Below are 17622 nucleotides of genomic sequence, written 5' to 3'. Positions count from 1 at the left end.
CTCCTGAAGGGGTTCCGCGGCCATACTGCGGCTATGGACAAGCAGGAGCTCGGGGCCTTTCTGCGCAGCCGCCGCGAGCGGCTCCGGCCGGAGGACGTGGGCCTGGAGTCGGGTGCGCGCCGCCGGACGCCGGGGCTGCGGCGCGAGGAGGTGGCGGTCCTCGCGCACATCTCCACCGAGTACTACGTGCGGCTCGAGCAGGGCCGTGCGCCGCGGCCGTCGGGCGACGTGCTGGCGGGGATCGCCGGCGCCCTGCGGCTGACCGACGCCGAGTCCGACCACCTGCACGTGCTGGCCGGCACCGCCCCGAGCCGCACCGGGCTGCACCGCCGCGACGTGCGCCCGAGCATCCTCGCCCTGCTGGAGCGGCTGCCGCAGACCGCCGCGTTCGTCACCTCGGCCGCGTTCGAAGTGCTCGCCTGGAACGACCTCGCGGCGGCGCTGATGGAGGACTTCGGCGAGCGCGCCCCGCGCGAGCGCAACCTCGCGCGGCGCGCGTTCCTCGACGTCGCGACGCTGTACGGCGTATCCGACGCGGCCGAGTTCCGCCATCACGTCGTGATGCAGCTCCGCTCGGCCCACGCCCGTTATCCGGCCGACCCGGTGATCGCGGAGCTCGTCGACGAGCTGCGCACGGGCAGCCCCGAGTTCGCGCGCCTGTGGGAGCGCCACGACGTGCAGGCGGCGCCGATGCTGACCAAGACGTTCCAGCACCCGGTCGTCGGCGAGGTCACCGTCGACTGCGACACGCTGGCGCTCACCGACCGCGACCAGCACCTGGTGCTCTACAGCGCGCCCGCCGGCTCCCCCAGCGCCGAGGCGCTGGCGTTTCTGAGCGTGGTTGTCGATTTCGAGGATCCTCGTTTGTCGTAGGGGTATGAACAAGCTCTGGGAAGTGACCTGGGAAGGACAGCTGCCCGCCGGCCCGCCGGCGGTGTGGGCGACGATCACCGAGCACGCCGACGGCTACCTGTGGCCGATCGAGTACGAGCCCCGCGTCGGCGGCGCCGAGCGCGGGCTCACGCAGGGCGGCGGCGTGGTCACCGCGTGGGAGCCGCACCGGCGCTTCGCGACGCGCACGCGGCCCGAGGACGAGCGCGACGGGCTGAACGAGCTCGTCTACGAGCTCGAGCCGCTCGGCGACGTCACCTACCTGCGCTACACGCACCGGGCGGAGATCCCGGAGGCCGAGTACGACGTCCAGCTCGCGATGTGCCGCGCGCACACGACGTTCTACCTGCACTCGCTCGGCGTGCACGCGTGCTTCTTCAGCGGGCAGGGCGCGGCGTACGCGAGCGCGGACGTCGAGGGCAGCTTCGCCGACGTGCTGCGGCGGATCGGCGTTCCCGACGGCGCCGTCGTGGGCGACCGGTTCACGCTCGCGCCCCACGACGGCGAGCCGGTCGACGCCGTGGTCGACTACCTGGGCGCGGCCATGTTCGGCGCGCGCGGCGCCGACCTGCTCTACCGCGTCTACGGTCGTGACACTTGGGGCTGGCCGGTGGGGGTCACGTCCCACCGGTTCGCGAACGGATCGGAGGCGTGATGGCGCAGTACGCGGTGTTCATGTTCGAGCGGGTGCCGCCGGAGGAGCTGCCGGCGGAGGTGATGCAGGCGCACATGGACATGCCGGAGAAGGTCACCGCGCTGGGCGGGAGGATCGTCGCGGGCATGGCCTTCGAGGACGTCGGCACGACGACCGCGATCCGCGGCGACGAGCTGACCGACGGACCGTTCCTGGAGACCAAGGAGGTGCTCGGCGGGCTGTTCATCATCGAGGCGCGCGACCTCGACCACGCGCTCGCGCTGGCCAAGCTCACGCCGATCGTCGAGGGCGGCGTCGAGGTCCGTCCGCTGCTCGACTTCCAGGTCCTCTGACCGCGGTCGAGCACGCGGTGGCGGACGCGCACCGGCGCGAGTGGGCGTTCGTGCTCGCGGCGACGGTGCGCGTCACGCGTGACCTGGACGCGGCCGAGGAGGTCGTGCAGGACGCGTACGTGCAGGCGCTGGAGCGCTGGGCGCGCGACGGCGTGCCCGCCAAGCCGGGCGCGTGGCTGACGACGGTCGCGCGGCGGCTCGCGCTGAACCGGCTCGCGCGCGCGAAGACGCTGGCGACGAAGCTGCCGCTGCTGCTCGACGCCCCGGAGGCCGAGGCGGACCCGCTCCCCGACGACCGGCTGCGGCTCGTCTTCACCTGCTGCCATCCGGCGCTGTCGCGGGAGGCGCAGGTCGCGCTGACGCTGCGGCTCGTGTGCGGCGTCGCGACCCCGGACGTGGCGCACGCGTTCCTCGTCCCGGAAGCCACGATGGCCGCGCGGATCACGCGCGCCAAGAAGAAGATCGCGCGGGCGCGGATCCCGTACGCGATCCCTGCGCAGGAGGACCTGCCGGCGCGGCTGGACGCGGCGCTCTCGGTGGTCTACCTGCTGTACACGACCGGTCACACGGCGCCGGCCGGGGACGCGCTCGTGCGCGACGAGCTGACGACCCGGGCGCTGGACCTCGCGCGGATGCTGCGTGCGCTGCTGCCCGCGGCGCGCGAGGCGGCCGGCCTGCTCGCGCTGCTGCTCGTCCACGAGGCGCGGCGGGAGACGCGCACGGACGCGAGCGGACGCCTGCTGCGCCTCGCCGAGCAGGACCGCGGTCGCTGGGATCGCGCGCTGATCGGAGAGGCCGACGCGCTGATCGTGGGCGCGCTGCGGTCGGCGCCGCCCGGGCGCTACGTGCTCCAGGCGGCGATCGCCGCCCTGCACGCCCAGGCGCCGAGCGTCGCGGAGACGGACTGGCCGCAGATCCTCGTGCTCTACGACGCGCTGCTGCGCGTGTGGCCGTCGGCGGTCGTCGCGCTCAACCGGGCGGTGGCGTTGGCGGAGGTCGAGGGGCCGGACGCGGGGCTGGCCGCGGTGGACGCGCTCGAAGGGCTCGACGGCTACCGCTACCTGCACAGCACGCGCGCGGACTTCCTGCGTCGCCTCGGCCGCCACGCGGAGGCGGACGCGGCCTACGCGGCGGCGCTCGCGCTCGCGGAGAACATAGCCGAGCGGGCGTTCCTAGCGGTTGAGCTCGCGGACGGTGCCTAGCGCGTCGCCGTCGCGGTAGAAGTCGACGGCGACGACGGTCGGGAGCAGTCCGCGCTCGCGCCGGCAACGCTCCAGGCGCTCGGTCAGGAACGCGCGGGCGTTGACCTCGCGGGCGATCGTCCGGCGCGGCGCCGGCGACGTGTCGACCCAGTGGTTGACCAGCAGCAGCGAGCCGGCGTCGCCGCCGCGGTGCTCCTGGCAGGAGTCGGGCGCGGCGAGCTCCGCGGCGGTCGCGAAGTGGTACGGCGTCTCCTGCGTGACGGCGTCCTGGCGGTGCATCCACGGCTCGTCGCCGGGCTCGTTCTCGATCAGCACGAGCACGCGCTGGTTGCGCTCGATCAGCTGCTGCAGCGTCGGCCACGGCGGCTTCGCCGGGCCGGTGTAGACCTCGCGGATGAGGCCGCTGTCGCGGATCAGCCGCGCCGTGTCCTGCGCGTCGGTGTCGTCCTCGATCGACAGGATCAGCACCTCCTCCGGATGCGCCACGAGCCACTCGTGCACGCCGCGCAGCGCGTCGATCGCCTTCGTCGCGCCGACCTCGCAGAACGCGTGGCAGAGGAAGATCTCGCGTGGCTCGTCGCCGGTGAAGCCGATCCGCGCGCGCAGCCGCTGGGCGGTCTCGACGAACGCCTCGCCCAACTCCGACACGACCTTCTCGCGGCTCTTGGAGTCGCGCTCGAGGTCGGTGGCGACGCCGCGCGGCGTCTGGAAGCCGTAGTGCGTGTCGATCAGCAGCGAGCGCACGCCGTCGTCGAGCTGCTGCGTGATCCCGGCGTTCTGGGCCGGGAACAGCCAGCCGGGCTCGCCGTCGGCGGACATCGAGTTGTGCGTGCCCAGGAACGCGACCTGGTCGAGCGGCTTCGCGCACAGCGCCGCCTCGCCGTTGCACCGGCCCGCCTTGACCGGCTCGGCGCCACCGCTGAGCGCGTACGCGGTGGCCGCGCCGACGACGAGCAACACGCCCACCCCGACGACGACCGGCCGTAGCGCCACTCGCCGCCGCCCGACGGGCGCACCGGGCGAGACCTGTCGCAGCAGCTCGGTCGTGCCCCACAGCACGGCGACCGCACCCGCGGCCATGACGAGCACGCGCAGGACGACCGACGGCTCGGCGAGCGCCACGATCCCCAGCGCGATCGCGCCGAACGCCCGCAACGGCGGCGGCATCCGCGCAGCGCCGCCGCGAACTCGCGCCCACACGGCGTCGAGCGGCGGCGGCCGCCACAACGACGCGGCCGCGGTGGTGAGCAGCAGCGCCGCCCCGAAGATGATCCAGCACCGCGCGGCGAGCGGCTCGAGCCACACGTCCAGCACGGCCCGCGCCGCCCGGTCGCCGGTCACCACGTGGGGCGCGAGGGTCGCCGCGATCGCGGTCAGCCCGGCCACGGCGCCGACCGACACGCCGAGCCGGAGCGCGACGTCGCGCCGCGCGCCGCCCGCCTGACCGGCGCGCCCCGCGCCGCCCGCGTCGCCCGCGCCACCCGCGCCCGCGCCCGCGCCACCCGCGCCCTCCGCGCCGCCCGCGCGCACTCGTGGCGCCGCGCCGCCCACGGCGATCGCCGCGGCCGCCAGCACGAGCGCAACGACCAGCGCGATCCACCCCAGGCGGTGCACGTCCTGGGCCGTCTGGGCGACGTCGAGCGGCACGCCCGCCGTGCGGTCGGTCAGCGCCACCCGGAGCGTGTCCGGGATGCGGGCGGCGAGGTCCGGCCGGAGGCTGTCGAGCGCGTCGGCGAGCAGCAGGCCGACGTCGGCGACGGTCAGCGTCACCGTGGTCGCGTCGGCGTCGAAGGCGGAGCGGTGCACGTCGCGGACGGCGCCGCGCACGAGCGCGCCGAACGCGCTGCTGCGGACCACGCCCTCGGCCACGCTCACGACCAGCGGGCGGATGGCGACGAGGTCGGGCTCCGCGCGGATCGCGGCGTCGGTGAGGCGACGTGCGACCTCCGCGCTCACCGCCGGCTGGCGCAGCGCCTCCTCGGCGTGTGCGGCGAACGCGTCGGCGTCGAAGACCTCGCGGTCCGCGTACGCGGCGACGACCGCCGTCATCAGCGCGACGGCCGCCAGCACGGCGAGGGCCCACGAGAGCGCACGACGCATCGGGCGAACGCTACGGCACGACCTCACCCCGCGCGCGTCACGGCGCCGCGGGGCGCGGGGCACGCAGGTCTCACCCTCGCGGAACGAAGCGCGTTCACCCACCGCCCGGCCAGGCTGCGCGACGTGGCCCTGCACATCGACATCCCCACGCCCGCCCAGCTGACGACGCTGCTCGACACGCGGGCCTCCGACTGCGTCTCGATCTACCTGCCGACGAGCCCGCTGCCGCACGACGCGGACGCTGCTCGGATCGAGTTCAAGAACCTCGTCGCCGAGGCGGGCACGAAGAACGCGCTGCTCGACGACTTCGCCGAGGACTTCGTCGCATGGTCGCTGCTCGCGCACAGCCTCGCCGTGTTCGCGACGCCCGACACGCTGCGGAGCTTCCGGCTGCCGAACACGCTCTCCAGCCTCGTGGTGGTCGCGGACCGGTTCCACGTCAAGCCGCTGCTGCGCGCGGTCACGTTCCCGCAGGCCGCGCTCGTCCTCGCGCTTTCCCAGCACGACGTGCGCCTGGTCGAGGTCGCCGGCGACGTGCCGCCGTCGGAGATCGAGCTGCCCGACCTGTTCCCGCTCGACACGGCGTACATCCACCGCTACGCGCGCCAGGTCGACCGCGCGCTGCGGCCGACGCTCGCCGGCCTGGGACTGCCGCTGATCCTCGCCGCGACCGAGCCGCTCGACTCGTTCTACCGCGCGACCAACACGTACCCGGATCTGCTCGAGCAGGGCATCCCCGGCAACCCCGAGCACCTGTCCCCCGCCCATCTGGCGGCCGCCGCGCGCCCGATCCTGGACGCGCTCTACGCCTCCCAGCTCGAGGACCTGCGCGCCCGCTTCGAGGACTGGCAGTCGCGCGGCCGCGCCGCCACCGACCTGTCGGACGTCGCCCGCGCGGCCACGTTCGGCGCGGTCGACACGCTGTTCGTCGACATCGACGACCTCGTCGAGGGCAGCCTCGACGACAGCGGCACGATCGGCGCCGACGGCGACGGCACCCAGGGCGTCGTCGACGAGATCGCGCGCCGCGTGATCGCCTCGGGCGGCAAGGTGCTGGCCGTCCGCCGCGACGACGTGCCGCACGGCGTGACCGCCGCCGCGCTGCTCCGGCATCCGGTCTAAGCCGCCACGGCGAGCCGGCCCGCCCATGCGGGATGATGCGCCGCAGCGTGTACGAGCTCCTGCGCTTGCAGAACCGCGACGGGGAGGAGACGACCGTCTACCTGGTCCGCCACCCGCTCCGCCGCACGCGGATCTCGGTCGTCCGCTTCGATCCGCCGGAACGCCTGGACCACTGGTGCGCCGCGGCCGGCCACAAGGAGGCGATGGTCGGCGGCTTCTTCCTGCGCGACCCGTACCGCCCGCTCGGCGAGGTGTGGATCGGCGGCGCGGCGGTCCCGCACGAGCCGGTGGCGGAGCCGTGGGCAGGTGCGCGCGCGTGCCTGCACGTCGACGGCGCCGTGCGCGTCGGGCCGCGCAGCGCGCTGCCCGAGCACCCGGTCGGCGATCTCGTCCAGGCCGGCCCGCTGCTCGTCCGCGACGGCTGCTCGGTGGTCGACGGCACCGACGCCGAGGGCTTCTCCGCCGGCGCGGGCCAGTTCGACTCCGACATCACCGACGGCCGCTACCCGCGGGCGGCGCTCGGCGTCAACGACGACGAGCTGCTCGCGGTCTGCTGCGACGGGCGCCGCTCGGGCGTGGACGCGGGCCTGGAGCTCGCCGAGCTGGCGCGGCTGCTGATCTCCTGCGGCGCGCGGGACGCGATCAACCTCGACGGCGGTGGGTCCGCGACGCTCGTGCACCGTGGCCACCTCCTCAACCGCCCGTACTCGAACCACGACCAGCCCGCGCCGGAGTCCCGGCCGGTCGTGACCGCGCTGCTGTTTGACTGATCGGCAAGCCGACTGGAAGCGGCGCCGCCCGCGCAGCACAGTCGAAGGCATGCAGATCGACGTCCCCGGCGGCCACATCCACGCGATCTCGGAAGGTGAGGGGCCGCTCGTGCTGCTCGTGCACGGGTTCCCGGAAGGTGCATGGGCGTGGCGGCATCAGCTGCCGGCGCTGGCCGCGGCGGGCTACCGCGCCGTCGCGATCGACGTGCGCGGCTACGGCGAGTCGCTGAACCCCGAGCCGGTCGAGGCGTACCGGATGCTCGCCCACGTGGCCGACAACGTCGCGGTCGTGAAGGCGCTCGGAGCCGAGCGCGCCGTGGTCGTCGGGCACGACTGGGGCTCGCCGATCGCCGCCGCGTCCGCGCAGGTGCGGCCGGACCTGTTCGGAGCGGTCGCGCTGCTCGGCGTCCCCTACACCCCGCGCGCGGACGCCCCGCCGCAGTTCCCGCCGGACTTCTACGTCGGCCACTTCCAGCAGCAGGGCGAGGACGAGATCGAGGCGGACGTGGGCGGCTGGCTGCGCCGCTTCTACGCCGCGCTCGGCGACGGCACGCCGGGCTGGTTCGGCGTGCCGATGAACCTCCCGGACGCGCCGCTGCCCGCCTGGGTCGACGACTTCGACGCGATCGTCGCCGCGTTCGAGCGCAACGGCCTGCGCGGCCCGCTCAACCGGTACCGGAACTTCACCCGCGACTGGGAGGACCTCGCCGCGTTCGAGGAGCTCCAAGCCCCGTCGATCTTCATCACGGGCGAGCACGACAGCTCACGGCTCTGGATGGGCGACCCCGAGGGCGCCCACATCGTCCCGGGCGTCGGCCATTGGGTGCAGCTCCAGGCCCCGGAGGCGGTCAACGCGCTGCTCCTCGACTTCCTCAGAGGTCTGACCCTTTAGGTGAGTCGATCGACCAGACGTCCGCTTTCCGTCCAGATCATGTATCAGCGCCGCGCGGCTGCCGAAAACCAGGACAATGCGCATTGTCGTCGCGTCAGCAGTGGGCCTCGCGGCCGTGGCGTTCGCGCCCGCGACGGCCGGTGCCGCTGAGCGCTGGGCCTCGCCGGCCAGCGTGCAGACCTCCGGGCCGTGCCTCTCGGTCGACCCGTGCACGCTCCGCGCGGCGCTCAACGGCGCCGCGACCGGTGACACGATCCTGCTGTCGGCCGGCCGCTACGTGCTCGGCGGGCCGCTGACCGCGTTCGCACGCGTCACGCTCCGCGGCGCGGATCCGGAACGACCGGTGATCGTCGGCAGCGAGAGCTCCGAGGACGACGCGGTGCTCACGGTGCGGACCGCGAGCACGCTGCGCCACCTGCAGGTCGAGGCGACCCGAGGCCAGCAGGACGCCCTGGAGGTCCAGGGCGGCCTCGTCGAGGACGTCATGGTGTCGTCCGCCGGCGGCAACGGCGTGAAGGTGTACGGCGCGCCCAACGGGACGGTCATCCGGGACGTGCTCGCACGCACGGCGGTCCAGGGCGACTCCGACCGCGCCGCGCTGCGCCTGAAGAGCTCCGGAGCCGGCGACGTGGCCCTGCTCAACGTCACGGCGCTCGCGCCCGGCGCCAACGGCATCCGCTGCGAGCTGACCGTCAGCAGCGCCACGATCGTCAACACGATCGCGCGCGGCGCCAAGGACATCAAGGCGGCGTCCTCGAGCCACTGCACCGCGAATGCCTCGAGCTTCCGCCCGGCGCTCTCCCCCAACGTCAGCGCGGGGACGGCCAACCAGTCCGGTGACCCGCTGCTCGACGCGGACGGGCGCCCGACGGCGGGCTCGCCGACGATCGACGCCGGCGCGACCGACCCGGGCCTCGGCACGACCGACGTCGGCGGCTGTCCGCGGACGGTCGGCGCGGGGCCGGACATCGGCGCCTACGAGTACACCACCGGCGCGTGCGCGGTCGCGGCGGTCGACGGACCGCCGGCCACCCCCGAGCCGCCCGTCGACACGCCCCCCACCCCCACGCCCACCGCCACACCGAGCCCGACCGCCGCCCCGCCCGTGCCCTCGGCGCCCGGGCCCGAACCGGACACGACGGCCGAGCTGCCGCCCGGCGTCCCCGCCCCGGCGCAGGGCACGTCGATGGTGATCAGCCCCGGGCAGGGCACGATCCGCTTCCGCGAGCCGGGCACGAACCGCTTCGTCGAGCTGGAGGCGGGCGCGCAGATCCCGCTCGGCAGCGAGATCGACGCCACCAAGGGCCGCGTGACGCTCGTCACCGCGGTCGCCGGCGGCCTGCAGGACGGCACGTTCTGGGGCGGGCGCTTCACCGTCCGCCAGGAGCGCAAGGGCGTGGGGATGACGTCGCTGGTGCTCAAGGGCGGCAGCTTCAGGGACTGCGCCAAGCGCGTCCGCGCCAGCGCCGCGGCGGTGTCGAAGGCCAAGCCCAAGCGCAAGCTGTGGTCCAAGGACAAGAACGGCCGCTTCCGCACCCACGGGCACAACAGCGTCGCCACCGCCCGCGGCACCGACTGGCTGACCGAGGACACGTGCGCGGGCACCCGCACGCGCGTCGTCGAAGGCGCCGTCGCCGTCCGCGACCTGCGCACGCGGCGCACGAAGCTCGTCCGCGCCGGCGAGTCCTACCTCGCCCGTCGATGACCCGCGCCCGGCTCGTCGTCCTCGCGGGGCTGCTGGCCGCGGCGCTGGCCGTCGCCGCGCTGCTGAGCGGCACGCTCGCGGGCCCGGAGAGCCGGACCGTCGACCAGCGCTTCCACTGGCGCGGCGTGGGGCCGGCCACGGACGTCGCGGTGATCGGCGTCGATGACGTGACGTTCTCAGAGCTCGGCCGGCCGTGGCCCCTCCCGCGCTCGCTCTACGCCGACGCCGTCGACCGGCTCCGCAAGGCGGGCGCGCGCGAGATCGTCCTCGACATCCAGTTCACCGAGCCGACCGAGGAGCGCGAGGACATGGCGCTCTACGACGCGATCGACCGCGCCGGCGGCGCCGTCCTCGCGACGAGCGAAAGCGACGGGCGCGGCGGGACGAACGTGCTCGGTGGCGACGAGAACCTGCGCGCCATCGGCGCCCAGGCCGGCGCGGGCAACCTGCCGGACGAGCGCGAAGGCGTGCTGCGCCGCTTCGGGCGCTCGGTCGCGGGGCTCGAGACGCTGGCGGTCGTGGTCGCCAAGCGCCGCGGTGACCGGGTGGACGCCGACGGCTTCCCGGACGACGGCGCGCTGATCGACTTCTACGGCCCACCCGGGACCGTCCCGACCTACTCGCTCTCGGCACTGCTGGACGGCAAGGTCAACGCCGCCGCGCTGCGCGGCCGGACCGTCGTCATCGGCGCGACCGCCCCGACCGTGCAGGACGTCCACGTGACCGCGGTGAGCGACGCGCCGATGTCCGGCCCGGAGATCCAGGCCAACGCGATCTCGACGTTGCTGCGAGGCCTGCCGCTGCGCACCGCGCCCGGCTGGCTGGGTGCGCTCGTCACCGCGCTGCTGGCGTTCGCCGTGCCGCTGCTCGCGTTGCGCGTCCGGCCGCTGATCGCCGCGCTGGCCGCGCCGCTGGTCGGCGTCGCGTACGTGGGGCTCGCCCAGCTCGTGTTCCTGACCGGCACGGTGCTGCCGGTGAGCGCGCCCCTGCTCGGACTGGCGGTGTCCGCCGTGGCGGTGGTCGCCGTCTCACACCTGCTCGAGACGCGTGCCCGCCGGCGGATGGGCGACCGCAACGTCGAGCTGCGCCAGGAGGTGGCGGACGCCGAGCTGGAGATCATCGAGCGGCTGGGGCATGCGGTCGAGTCACGCGACGAGGAGACCGGCGACCACATCGACCGGATCGGTGGCCTCGCCTTCCGCCTCGGGCTCGCCGCGGGCCTGGACCTCGAGACCGCCGAGCGGCTGCGCCGCGCGAGCGCCATGCACGACGTCGGCAAGGTCGCGATCCCCGACAGCATCCTGCGCAAGCCCGGGCGCCTGACCGACGAGGAGCGCGCCGTCATGCAGACGCACACCACGGTCGGCGCCTCGCTGCTCGCCGGCTCACGCTCGCCGCTGGTGCAGATGGCCGAGGTGATCGCGCTGACGCACCACGAGCGCTGGGACGGCAAGGGCTACCCCGCGGGCCTGTCCGGCGAGGACATCCCGCTGGTCGGCCGGATCACCGCGGTCTGCGACGTGTTCGACGCCCTCGTGTCGCCGCGCGTCTACAAGCGCGCGTGGCCGGTCGAGGACGCGCTCGCGGAGATCGAGAAGGACGCCGGGCACCACTTCGACCCGGAGCTGGCCGCGCTGTTCCTGGCGCTGCAGCGCGACACCGCGGCCGCCCCGAGGCGCCTCAGCGAGACGGAGACGCCCGAGCGCGCGGTCGCCCGGGCCTGATCCGCCGCACCCGGTCGGCGTCAGGGCGCGCCCGGCACCACCAGGACCGGGAGCACGGCGTTCTGCACCAGCCCCGAGGAGACGGACCCGAGCAGGACCGAGCGCGCCGCGCCCAGCCCGCGCGTGCCGGTGGCGACGACGGCGGCGTCGTGCGCACGCGCGGCGGACACGACGGCCCGCCACGTGCCCTCGTCCGCCTCCACCGTGTCCCCCACGGCGTCGAGTCCTGCGGCGCGGGCCACCTGCACTCCCCGCTCGGTCGTCTCGGCCGCGTCGTCGGCCAGCGCGCGGTGCAGCTCCAGCAGCATGGCCGGGACGTCGTCGATCGGCCCGGCATCGAGCGCGCGGTGCCCGAGCGCGCGGTGGTGCACCGGCTCCCACGCGTGCACGACGACCGTGCGGCGCGCGAGCAGACGGGCCACCGCGCCGATCGCGCCGTTGGCTCCGTCCGAGCCGTCGTAGGCCACCACCACCGGCCCGTCGAGGCGCACGTCGTCGTCGGGCACGAGCAGCAGCGGCAGCGTCGTGTTGTGCAGCAGGCTCGTGGACGTGGAGCCCAAGAGCGCGCGGGCGATCGCGCCGCGCCCGCGCGTCCCGCAGACGAGGACGTCGGCGCCGACGGCGTGCGCGGCGTCGAGCAGCGCGGTCCACGCGGGCGCCGTCGGCTGGATCGCCACGGGCTCGGCGACGAGCCCGAGCGCCCGCGCCTGCTCGACGCCTTGCCCGGCCGTCTCGTCGGCGTCCTCGCGTGCCTCCCGGGCGAGCTGCGCAACGGTCTGGTCCACCACCACGGGCGAGGCGGCAGCCGCCATCGCGAACGCGTTCGCGGCCCGTGTCAGCGGGTCCCTCGGCACCGTCGCGATCGAGGCGCGCGCCTCGGGAAAGAGCCCTGCGGCCGCACGGACCGCGGTGCCCGCGTGCGCTGAGCCGTCGTAGGCGATCAGGACGTGACGCTCGGTCATGTCGCGGTCCTGCTCCTGAGCATGCGGGGATCGTCGAAGCGGACGAGGTGAGCGGGCATCACTCCGCTCGGGTGACTCGGTCGCACGGACGGGGCGCCGCTCGGCCGGTCCGACCCCCGCTCAGGGTGCCTGCGGCAGCTTGTGCGACCCGCGCCGCGCGGGCTTGGCCGACGGCGGCGGGATCATCGGCCCGATGTCCCCGTCCGGCGCCTCGTCCAGGTCGAGGATCACCGGCGCGTGATCGCTCGGCCCTGACCCCTTGCGCGCCTGCCGGTCGACCCATGCCGCCGCGCGCCGCTCGGCGACCGGCTCGCTCGCGAGGATCAGGTCGATCCGCATGCCCAGGTCCTTGTGGAACATGCCCGCCCGGTAGTCCCAGTAGGTGAAGACGCGCTCCTCGGGCCAGCGCTCGCGGACGACGTCACGCAGCCCCTTGGCCTCCTGCAGCGCGGTCAGCGCCGCGCGCTCCGGCGGGGTGACGTGCGTCTGGTCGACGTACGCCTCGGGGTCGAAGACGTCCTCGTCGGTGGGTGCGATGTTCATGTCGCCGAGCACGACCGCGGCGTCCGGGCCGGCGGCGACCATGTCCCGCAGCGCGGCGAGCCACTCGAGCTTGTACGCGTAGTGGTCGGAGCCGGGCGACCGGCCGTTGGGCACGTACACGCACGTCGTGCGGATGCCGCCGGTCGTCGCCGTGATCGCCCGCGCCTCCTGGTGCGGGAAGCCCGGTCCGTCCGGGATGCCACGGACGACGTCGTCGAGCCCGACCCGGCTGAGGATCGCGACGCCGTTCCACGCCGACTCGCCGTGCGCCGCGACTGCGTAGCCGCGCTGCTCGAGCTCCTCGTCCAGCAGCTCGCCGAACGCGTCGTCGGTCAGCTTCGTCTCCTGCAGGCACACCACGTCGGGCTTGCGCTCGTCCAGCCACGGCAGCAGCCGGGGGACGCGCTGCTTGACCGAGTTCACGTTCCAGGTCGCGATTCGCACGCCTCCAGCCTACGCGGCGCGCCGTGCCCGGCGTGCCCGCGGCCGCTGTGGGGAAGGACACCCATCGATGAAGACTCGAGAGATCGGCAACGACACCGTCGGCCGGGAGCGCGTGGGCGCGATCGGCCTCGGCCTGATGACGTTCGACCAGACCGGCACGCAGCCCCGCGAGCAGCTCGCGGCGACCGTCCGCGCGGCCGTCGACGCGGGCGTGCGCCTCTTCGACACCGCCGACGCCTACGGCCCCGGGGACGAGCTCGGCGCCAAGGCGCAGGGCGAGAACGAGCAGCTGATCGCCGGCCTGCTCGACGAGCTCGGCCTGCGCTCGGAGGTGTTCCTCGCCACCAAGGGCGGCCATACCCGGACCGACGGCGGCGGCTGGGACACCGACAGCTCGCCGGAGCACCTGCGGGCGGCGGTCGACGCGTCGCTGCAGCGGCTGGGCGTCGACCAGATCGCGCTCTGGCAGCACCACCGTCCCGACCCCAAGCGCGACTACGCCGAGGTCGTCGGGACGTTGAAGGAGATCTCCGACTCCGGCAAGGTCCGGATGGTCGGGCTCTCGAACGCCAACCCCGACCAGATCCGCCTCGCGCACTCGGTCCTCGGCCCTGCGCTCGTGAGCGTCCAGAACGAGTTCTCGCCCGCCTTCCGCTCGAGCCGGCCCGAGATCGACGTGTGCGAGGAGCTCGGCCTCGCCTTCCTGCCCTGGTCGCCGCTCGGCGGGCTCACCAGCGCCAAAGGCCTGGCCGACAAGCACCCCGCGTTCAAGGCGGTCGCCGACGACCACGGCGTCAGCGCCCAGCAGGTCGCGCTCGCGTGGGAGCTCGCCCAGTCCGAGTGCGTGATCCCGATCCCCGGGGCCAAGCGCCCGCAGTCGATCACGGACTCAGCGGCCGCCGCCGACCTCGAGCTCTCGCCCGACGAGCTCGCGGCCCTGGACGCGGGCTGACCGCTCGGCCGCGAACCGGCACAGCTCGTCGGGCGTCATCGCGGGGCGGCGCCTTGACCCTCGCGGCTAGAGCTCGAACCGGTGCAGCACCGTGCCGTCCGGAGCCGTGAGCTCGACCGTCGCGCCGCGGAGCTCCACACCCGGCCGGCCCGCGAGCACGAACGCACCCGTCGCGCCGTCGAGGTCCTCCGGGGCCCGCGTGGGCGCGACCCTGGCCCGCGCGCGCTCCCCGTCGCGCCAGGTGACGGTGACGCGCGTCGAGCGCGACGCCACCAGCCCGTGGACGATGGCTTGCGCACGCCGGGAGGTGCCGGGCACGACGTCGTTGCGGCCGAGCACGACGCCCCCGAAGTCGGCGAGGTTCTCCCGGATGTCGCCGCAGGAGCCGGGCGCGTCGGCGGCGTCGAGTGGCGTGAAGCGCCCGTCGCGGCCGTAGCGTCCGACACGGGCGTCCACGACGTACCCGGCGGCGAGGCATGCCTTCCCGCCGGCGCTGCGGTACGTGAGGATCCCCGCCACGTCCTGGCTGCCGGGGATCGGCGCGGTGGCGGCGACGATCTGGCTGTCGGGCGCGCCGCGGTAGGGATCGTCACCGGGCGTCGGGGTCGCGACGACCGGTGGCGACGCCGTCGCGGTCGGCACCGGGCGCTCGTCCGTGGCCGGGCCGGCACCGCCGCGCCCCGGGACGAGGATGACCGCGGCGACCACCGCGGCAAGCGCGGCCAACGCCACGCTCGCGCGGGCGATCCGTCGCGGCGCCGGTGCCCTCCGCGGCCGTCGCCCGGCGGCTTCCCGCAGCACGCGCTCGTAGTCGGTCAGGAAGTCGTCGGTCCTCATCGGGGGTCCTCCTGCAGGTCGCGGCGGAGCCGGGCGAGCCCGCGCTTGACGCGCTGGCGGACGTTGGCCTCGGTCGTGTGCTGCGCCGCCGCGATCTCGGCGTAGCTGTGCTCGTGCAGGACGCGCGCGCGGACGGCTTCCTGCTGCGCCTCGGGAAGGGCGCCGAAGACGGCGTCCAGGCGCGCGGCGTCGACGCCGGCGAGCGCCTCGACCCGCTCGATCGCCTCGTCGGTCAGCTCCAGCCGCGGAATGCCGAGGCGCCGGCGCGCGCGGTCCTCCGCCCGGCCCCGGCGGAGCGCGTCGGCCAGCTTGTGCCGCGCGATGCCGTACAGCCACGCGGTGGCCGGGCCGCGCTCGGGGTCGAAGCGGTGCACGTCCAGCAGCGCGACGGCGAACGTCTCGGCGCACACGTCCGCGGCCAGCTCCGGATCGCGCAGCCTGCGCACCAGGAACCCGAGCAGCGCGCCCGCGTGAAGGCGATAGAAGCGCGCGAACGCGTCGGCGTCCTCCCGCGCGGCGACCAGCAGCTGCTCGTCGGTGGCTCGATCATCCATCACCAGGGACTTCGGCGCAGGTCACCCACGTGTGACACCCGCGTGCCCGTCAGCCGTCCCACGGCCAGATCGACCCGCCTTCGCGCACCCACCGACCGGCGTGCGGGAGCGCGAAGACCGCGAACGGCCGCTCGTGCTCCGGGCGCTCGAGCGGCGGATCGTCCGGCGCGTGGTCGAACGGGTTGAGCTTCGTGCCCTCGCGCTTCATCCAGCGCTCCACGCCCTCGTGCACGCGCAGCAGCGCCTTCGGCTGGTCCTTGCGCGGGCGGGCCTGGGCGGTGAGCCGGCCGGGGCGCAACGCCCCGCTCGGGTGCCAGCTGGACCGCTGCCACGTGAGGATCGGCGAGCGCTCGCGGTCGAGCAGCGATCGGCCGTCCCGCGTGCGCAGCTCGCCGAGCGCGGGGACCCAGAACGTGAACGGCTGCGGCGTGTCCGGAAGCGGCAGCGGCGCCGCCGGGAGCCCGACCACCGGCGGGCCGTACGCGAGGTCGTCGTGCGCCAGGCGCGTCAGCGACTCCGCCTCCAGCAGATGCGCGATCAGCGCGAGCTCGTCCTCGGGCAGGAGCAGAAAGCGGGCCATCGGGCGCGCACTCTATAGCGCCGAAATCAGGGGCTGTGAGGCGGGGTTATCCGGGTTGTTACGGGGGTGACCAATGTTCCTATGAACAACATTTTGGCCGTCACGGAGTGCGCCGCGGATGCCGACGCATAGGGCATGAACACCAAGCCCCGCTTCACCGTCAAGCCCCGTCACCTCGCCGCTGTCGCCCTCGCCGTCCTCGCCGTCCCGTTCGCCGCGGGCACCGCCTCTGCTGCTCCGGTCAAGGGCAAGCGCGCCACCTGGACGAAGGCGGCGACGACGTCCCCCGCCACCGCCGCCACGACGCCGGCGCCGACCACCTCGGCGGCCACCGTCACGTCGGTCCACGCGATCGGCGGCTACGTCTTCTACAACGTGACCTACCTGGAGGCCGTCGAGCTGTGGGCGGCCGCCGTCGCCGCGGCGCCGGCCGGCTACACGCCGCCGCCCGTCTACTCGGTCTCCGCGACCACGACCGTGAGCGGCACCGTCCCGGGCACCGACGGCCGGTAGGCGTCACACCTCCGCGGCGCTGTTCCAGGTCGACGGACTCCACGCGAGCGCCCAGATCCGGCCGTGCGCGAGCAGGAAGCTGCCGGCGCGCGGGACGCCCAGGCGCCCGGAGCTCAGCTCCTGCCCGGTCACGGCGTCGAGCCGGCGCAGGTGACCGTCGTCGTGCACCCAGCGCACGCCGCCGCGCTCGCCGATGCCGCGGACGCGCAGGAGCTCTCCGGGGGTGGGTCGTTCGGCGCCGCTGACGGCGTCGAACGACGCGTACCCCATCGCACCGGGCGTCGCCTCGTGCAGCACGTTGACGGTGCCGTCGCGCATCTGCGGGCCGTCGAAGAAGCGGCTCCGGCCGAGCGTGACCGTCTGCGTGACGGAGAACGTCGCCGGGTGAAGCTGCGCGAGCGTCAGCTGCCAGCCGTCCGCCTGGCCCTCGTCGGTCATCAGCACCCAGACGCATCCGTGCTCCGCCGCCACCGCGGTCGTCCCGGGCGGCGCGAGCCGGTCGTCGCCGATCCGTCCGGTCACGGGGTCGACGCGGAGCAGCCGGCCGTCGTCGCAGAGCACGAGCGGCCGGTCGGCGTCGAGCGCGAGCTGCTTCGGAAGAGCGGGCAGCTCGACGTGCATGAGCGTCTGCCCGTCGCGGCCGACGTGCGTCAGCGACCGGTCGCCGGGCGTGGCGAACCAGACGCCATCGGCGCTGGCCACCAGGTCACCGCCGCGCCCGCCGGCGGACAGCTCGGCCACGAGCTCGAGCGTCTCCGCGTCGTACACGACGCCGGGCGGGACCGCGCCGAACGCCTGGGCGACGCGCTTGAGGAGGGAGCGAGAGAGCATGCGAGCGAGTGTC

General features: G+C 74.8%; 18 protein-coding genes. 11 read left to right on the top strand and 7 right to left on the bottom strand.

Annotated elements, in window-relative coordinates; genetic code table 11:
• The first annotated feature begins 33 nt into the window (after positions 1-33).
• From C8N24_RS20585 to C8N24_RS20570, 4 genes are read left to right on the top strand one after another with little or no spacing between them, the layout of a single operon-like run.
• On the top strand, positions 34-873 hold the full coding sequence (locus tag C8N24_RS20585) for a helix-turn-helix transcriptional regulator (RefSeq protein ID WP_121253645.1): 840 nt from the start codon (positions 34-36) through the stop codon (positions 871-873).
• Positions 874-877: 4 nt separating this feature from the next.
• Entirely contained in the window at positions 878-1546 is a 669-nt protein-coding gene (locus tag C8N24_RS20580) for an SRPBCC family protein (protein ID WP_121253643.1), read from the top strand.
• Positions 1546-1878 (top strand): YciI family protein, encoded by a 333-nt coding sequence (locus C8N24_RS20575; RefSeq protein WP_121253641.1) that lies wholly within the window; start codon positions 1546-1548, stop codon positions 1876-1878. Before C8N24_RS20580 ends, C8N24_RS20575 begins: the two co-directional genes overlap by 1 nt.
• Positions 1879-1928: 50 nt before the next feature.
• Positions 1929-3080 (top strand): DUF6596 domain-containing protein, encoded by a 1152-nt coding sequence (locus tag C8N24_RS20570; protein WP_121257862.1) that lies wholly within the window; start codon positions 1929-1931, stop codon positions 3078-3080.
• On the opposite strand, the gene C8N24_RS20565 is transcribed toward C8N24_RS20570, so the two are convergent.
• The gene (locus C8N24_RS20565) at positions 3051-5180 is read right to left on the bottom strand and encodes a phosphoinositide-specific phospholipase C-related protein (protein ID WP_121253639.1); all 2130 of its coding nucleotides are present in this window, start codon (positions 5178-5180) and stop codon (positions 3051-3053) included. The genes C8N24_RS20570 and C8N24_RS20565 overlap by 30 nt on opposite strands.
• Before the next feature lie 123 nt (positions 5181-5303).
• Between C8N24_RS20565 and C8N24_RS20560 the strand changes: the two genes are divergently transcribed.
• The 5 genes from C8N24_RS20560 to C8N24_RS20540 all read left to right on the top strand — a co-directional run bounded on the left by C8N24_RS20560 (position 5304) and on the right by C8N24_RS20540 (position 11393).
• The gene (locus C8N24_RS20560; RefSeq protein WP_211340072.1) at positions 5304-6302 is read left to right on the top strand and encodes a baeRF11 domain-containing protein; all 999 of its coding nucleotides are present in this window, start codon (positions 5304-5306) and stop codon (positions 6300-6302) included.
• 47 nt (positions 6303-6349) lie between these two features.
• Entirely contained in the window at positions 6350-7072 is a 723-nt protein-coding gene (locus C8N24_RS20555; protein ID WP_170179270.1) for a phosphodiester glycosidase family protein, read from the top strand.
• 49 nt (positions 7073-7121) lie between these two features.
• A complete protein-coding gene (locus tag C8N24_RS20550; RefSeq protein WP_121253635.1) occupies positions 7122-7964 on the top strand; it encodes an alpha/beta fold hydrolase in 843 nt (280 codons plus the stop codon).
• A gap of 76 nt (positions 7965-8040) precedes the next feature.
• Complete coding sequence (locus C8N24_RS20545) at positions 8041-9669, top strand: choice-of-anchor Q domain-containing protein (RefSeq protein WP_147447914.1); 1629 nt, start codon at positions 8041-8043, stop codon at positions 9667-9669.
• Positions 9666-11393 (top strand): CHASE2 domain-containing protein, encoded by a 1728-nt coding sequence (locus C8N24_RS20540; RefSeq protein ID WP_121253631.1) that lies wholly within the window; start codon positions 9666-9668, stop codon positions 11391-11393. Before C8N24_RS20545 ends, C8N24_RS20540 begins: the two co-directional genes overlap by 4 nt.
• A 20-nt stretch (positions 11394-11413) precedes the next feature.
• Here C8N24_RS20540 and C8N24_RS20535 read toward each other — a convergent pair whose 3' ends face one another.
• The gene (locus C8N24_RS20535; protein ID WP_121253629.1) at positions 11414-12355 is read right to left on the bottom strand and encodes a universal stress protein; all 942 of its coding nucleotides are present in this window, start codon (positions 12353-12355) and stop codon (positions 11414-11416) included.
• A gap of 120 nt (positions 12356-12475) precedes the next feature.
• Positions 12476-13342 (bottom strand): exodeoxyribonuclease III, encoded by an 867-nt coding sequence (locus C8N24_RS20530; protein ID WP_211340071.1) that lies wholly within the window; start codon positions 13340-13342, stop codon positions 12476-12478.
• Positions 13343-13409: 67 nt separating this feature from the next.
• Between C8N24_RS20530 and C8N24_RS20525 the strand changes: the two genes are divergently transcribed.
• The gene (locus C8N24_RS20525; protein ID WP_121253627.1) at positions 13410-14294 is read left to right on the top strand and encodes an aldo/keto reductase; all 885 of its coding nucleotides are present in this window, start codon (positions 13410-13412) and stop codon (positions 14292-14294) included.
• A gap of 66 nt (positions 14295-14360) precedes the next feature.
• Here the strand turns inward: C8N24_RS20525 and C8N24_RS20520 are convergent, their stop codons facing one another.
• From C8N24_RS20520 to C8N24_RS20510, 3 genes are read right to left on the bottom strand one after another with little or no spacing between them, the layout of a single operon-like run.
• Positions 14361-15131, bottom strand: a complete 771-nt coding sequence (locus C8N24_RS20520) for a hypothetical protein (protein ID WP_121253625.1) — start codon at positions 15129-15131, stop codon at positions 14361-14363.
• Positions 15128-15685 (bottom strand): RNA polymerase sigma factor, encoded by a 558-nt coding sequence (locus tag C8N24_RS20515; protein WP_121253623.1) that lies wholly within the window; start codon positions 15683-15685, stop codon positions 15128-15130. Before C8N24_RS20515 ends, C8N24_RS20520 begins: the two co-directional genes overlap by 4 nt.
• A 49-nt stretch (positions 15686-15734) precedes the next feature.
• Positions 15735-16265 (bottom strand): hypothetical protein, encoded by a 531-nt coding sequence (locus tag C8N24_RS20510; RefSeq protein WP_121253621.1) that lies wholly within the window; start codon positions 16263-16265, stop codon positions 15735-15737.
• 135 nt (positions 16266-16400) lie between these two features.
• On the opposite strand from C8N24_RS20510, the gene C8N24_RS20505 reads away from it, so the two are divergent.
• Positions 16401-16778 carry a hypothetical protein gene (locus C8N24_RS20505; RefSeq protein ID WP_121253619.1) on the top strand — a complete coding sequence of 126 codons (378 nt, stop codon included), beginning with the start codon at positions 16401-16403 and terminating at the stop codon, positions 16776-16778.
• A gap of 3 nt (positions 16779-16781) precedes the next feature.
• Here C8N24_RS20505 and C8N24_RS20500 read toward each other — a convergent pair whose 3' ends face one another.
• Positions 16782-17609, bottom strand: coding sequence for an NHL repeat-containing protein (locus C8N24_RS20500; protein WP_121253617.1), 828 nt, complete (start codon positions 17607-17609; stop codon positions 16782-16784).
• Positions 17610-17622: the final 13 nt, after the last annotated feature.

The sequence above is a fragment of the Solirubrobacter pauli genome (assembly GCF_003633755.1).
Lineage (GTDB): Bacteria > Actinomycetota > Thermoleophilia > Solirubrobacterales > Solirubrobacteraceae > Solirubrobacter > Solirubrobacter pauli.
Note: the sequence above shows the minus strand (reverse complement) of the source record. Positions and strands in the feature narration are given on the sequence as shown.

What these genes read in the sequence shown, in the direction of transcription:
- C8N24_RS20540 (WP_121253631.1), top strand. Translation starts at nt 9,666, where the DNA reads ATGACCCGCGCCCGGCTCGTCGTCCTCGCGGGGCTGCTGGCCGCGGCG.
- C8N24_RS20575 (WP_121253641.1), top strand. Translation starts at nt 1,546, where the DNA reads ATGGCGCAGTACGCGGTGTTCATGTTCGAGCGGGTGCCGCCGGAGGAG.
- C8N24_RS20520 (WP_121253625.1), bottom strand. Translation starts at nt 15,131, where the DNA reads ATGAGGACCGACGACTTCCTGACCGACTACGAGCGCGTGCTGCGGGAA.
- C8N24_RS20580 (WP_121253643.1), top strand. Translation starts at nt 878, where the DNA reads ATGAACAAGCTCTGGGAAGTGACCTGGGAAGGACAGCTGCCCGCCGGC.
- C8N24_RS20535 (WP_121253629.1), bottom strand. Translation starts at nt 12,355, where the DNA reads ATGACCGAGCGTCACGTCCTGATCGCCTACGACGGCTCAGCGCACGCG.
- C8N24_RS20510 (WP_121253621.1), bottom strand. Translation starts at nt 16,265, where the DNA reads ATGGCCCGCTTTCTGCTCCTGCCCGAGGACGAGCTCGCGCTGATCGCG.
- C8N24_RS20515 (WP_121253623.1), bottom strand. Translation starts at nt 15,685, where the DNA reads ATGGATGATCGAGCCACCGACGAGCAGCTGCTGGTCGCCGCGCGGGAG.
- C8N24_RS20505 (WP_121253619.1), top strand. Translation starts at nt 16,401, where the DNA reads ATGAACACCAAGCCCCGCTTCACCGTCAAGCCCCGTCACCTCGCCGCT.
- C8N24_RS20545 (WP_147447914.1), top strand. Translation starts at nt 8,041, where the DNA reads ATGCGCATTGTCGTCGCGTCAGCAGTGGGCCTCGCGGCCGTGGCGTTC.
- C8N24_RS20565 (WP_121253639.1), bottom strand. Translation starts at nt 5,180, where the DNA reads ATGCGTCGTGCGCTCTCGTGGGCCCTCGCCGTGCTGGCGGCCGTCGCG.
- C8N24_RS20500 (WP_121253617.1), bottom strand. Translation starts at nt 17,609, where the DNA reads ATGCTCTCTCGCTCCCTCCTCAAGCGCGTCGCCCAGGCGTTCGGCGCG.
- C8N24_RS20585 (WP_121253645.1), top strand. Translation starts at nt 34, where the DNA reads ATGGACAAGCAGGAGCTCGGGGCCTTTCTGCGCAGCCGCCGCGAGCGG.
- C8N24_RS20550 (WP_121253635.1), top strand. Translation starts at nt 7,122, where the DNA reads ATGCAGATCGACGTCCCCGGCGGCCACATCCACGCGATCTCGGAAGGT.
- C8N24_RS20525 (WP_121253627.1), top strand. Translation starts at nt 13,410, where the DNA reads ATGAAGACTCGAGAGATCGGCAACGACACCGTCGGCCGGGAGCGCGTG.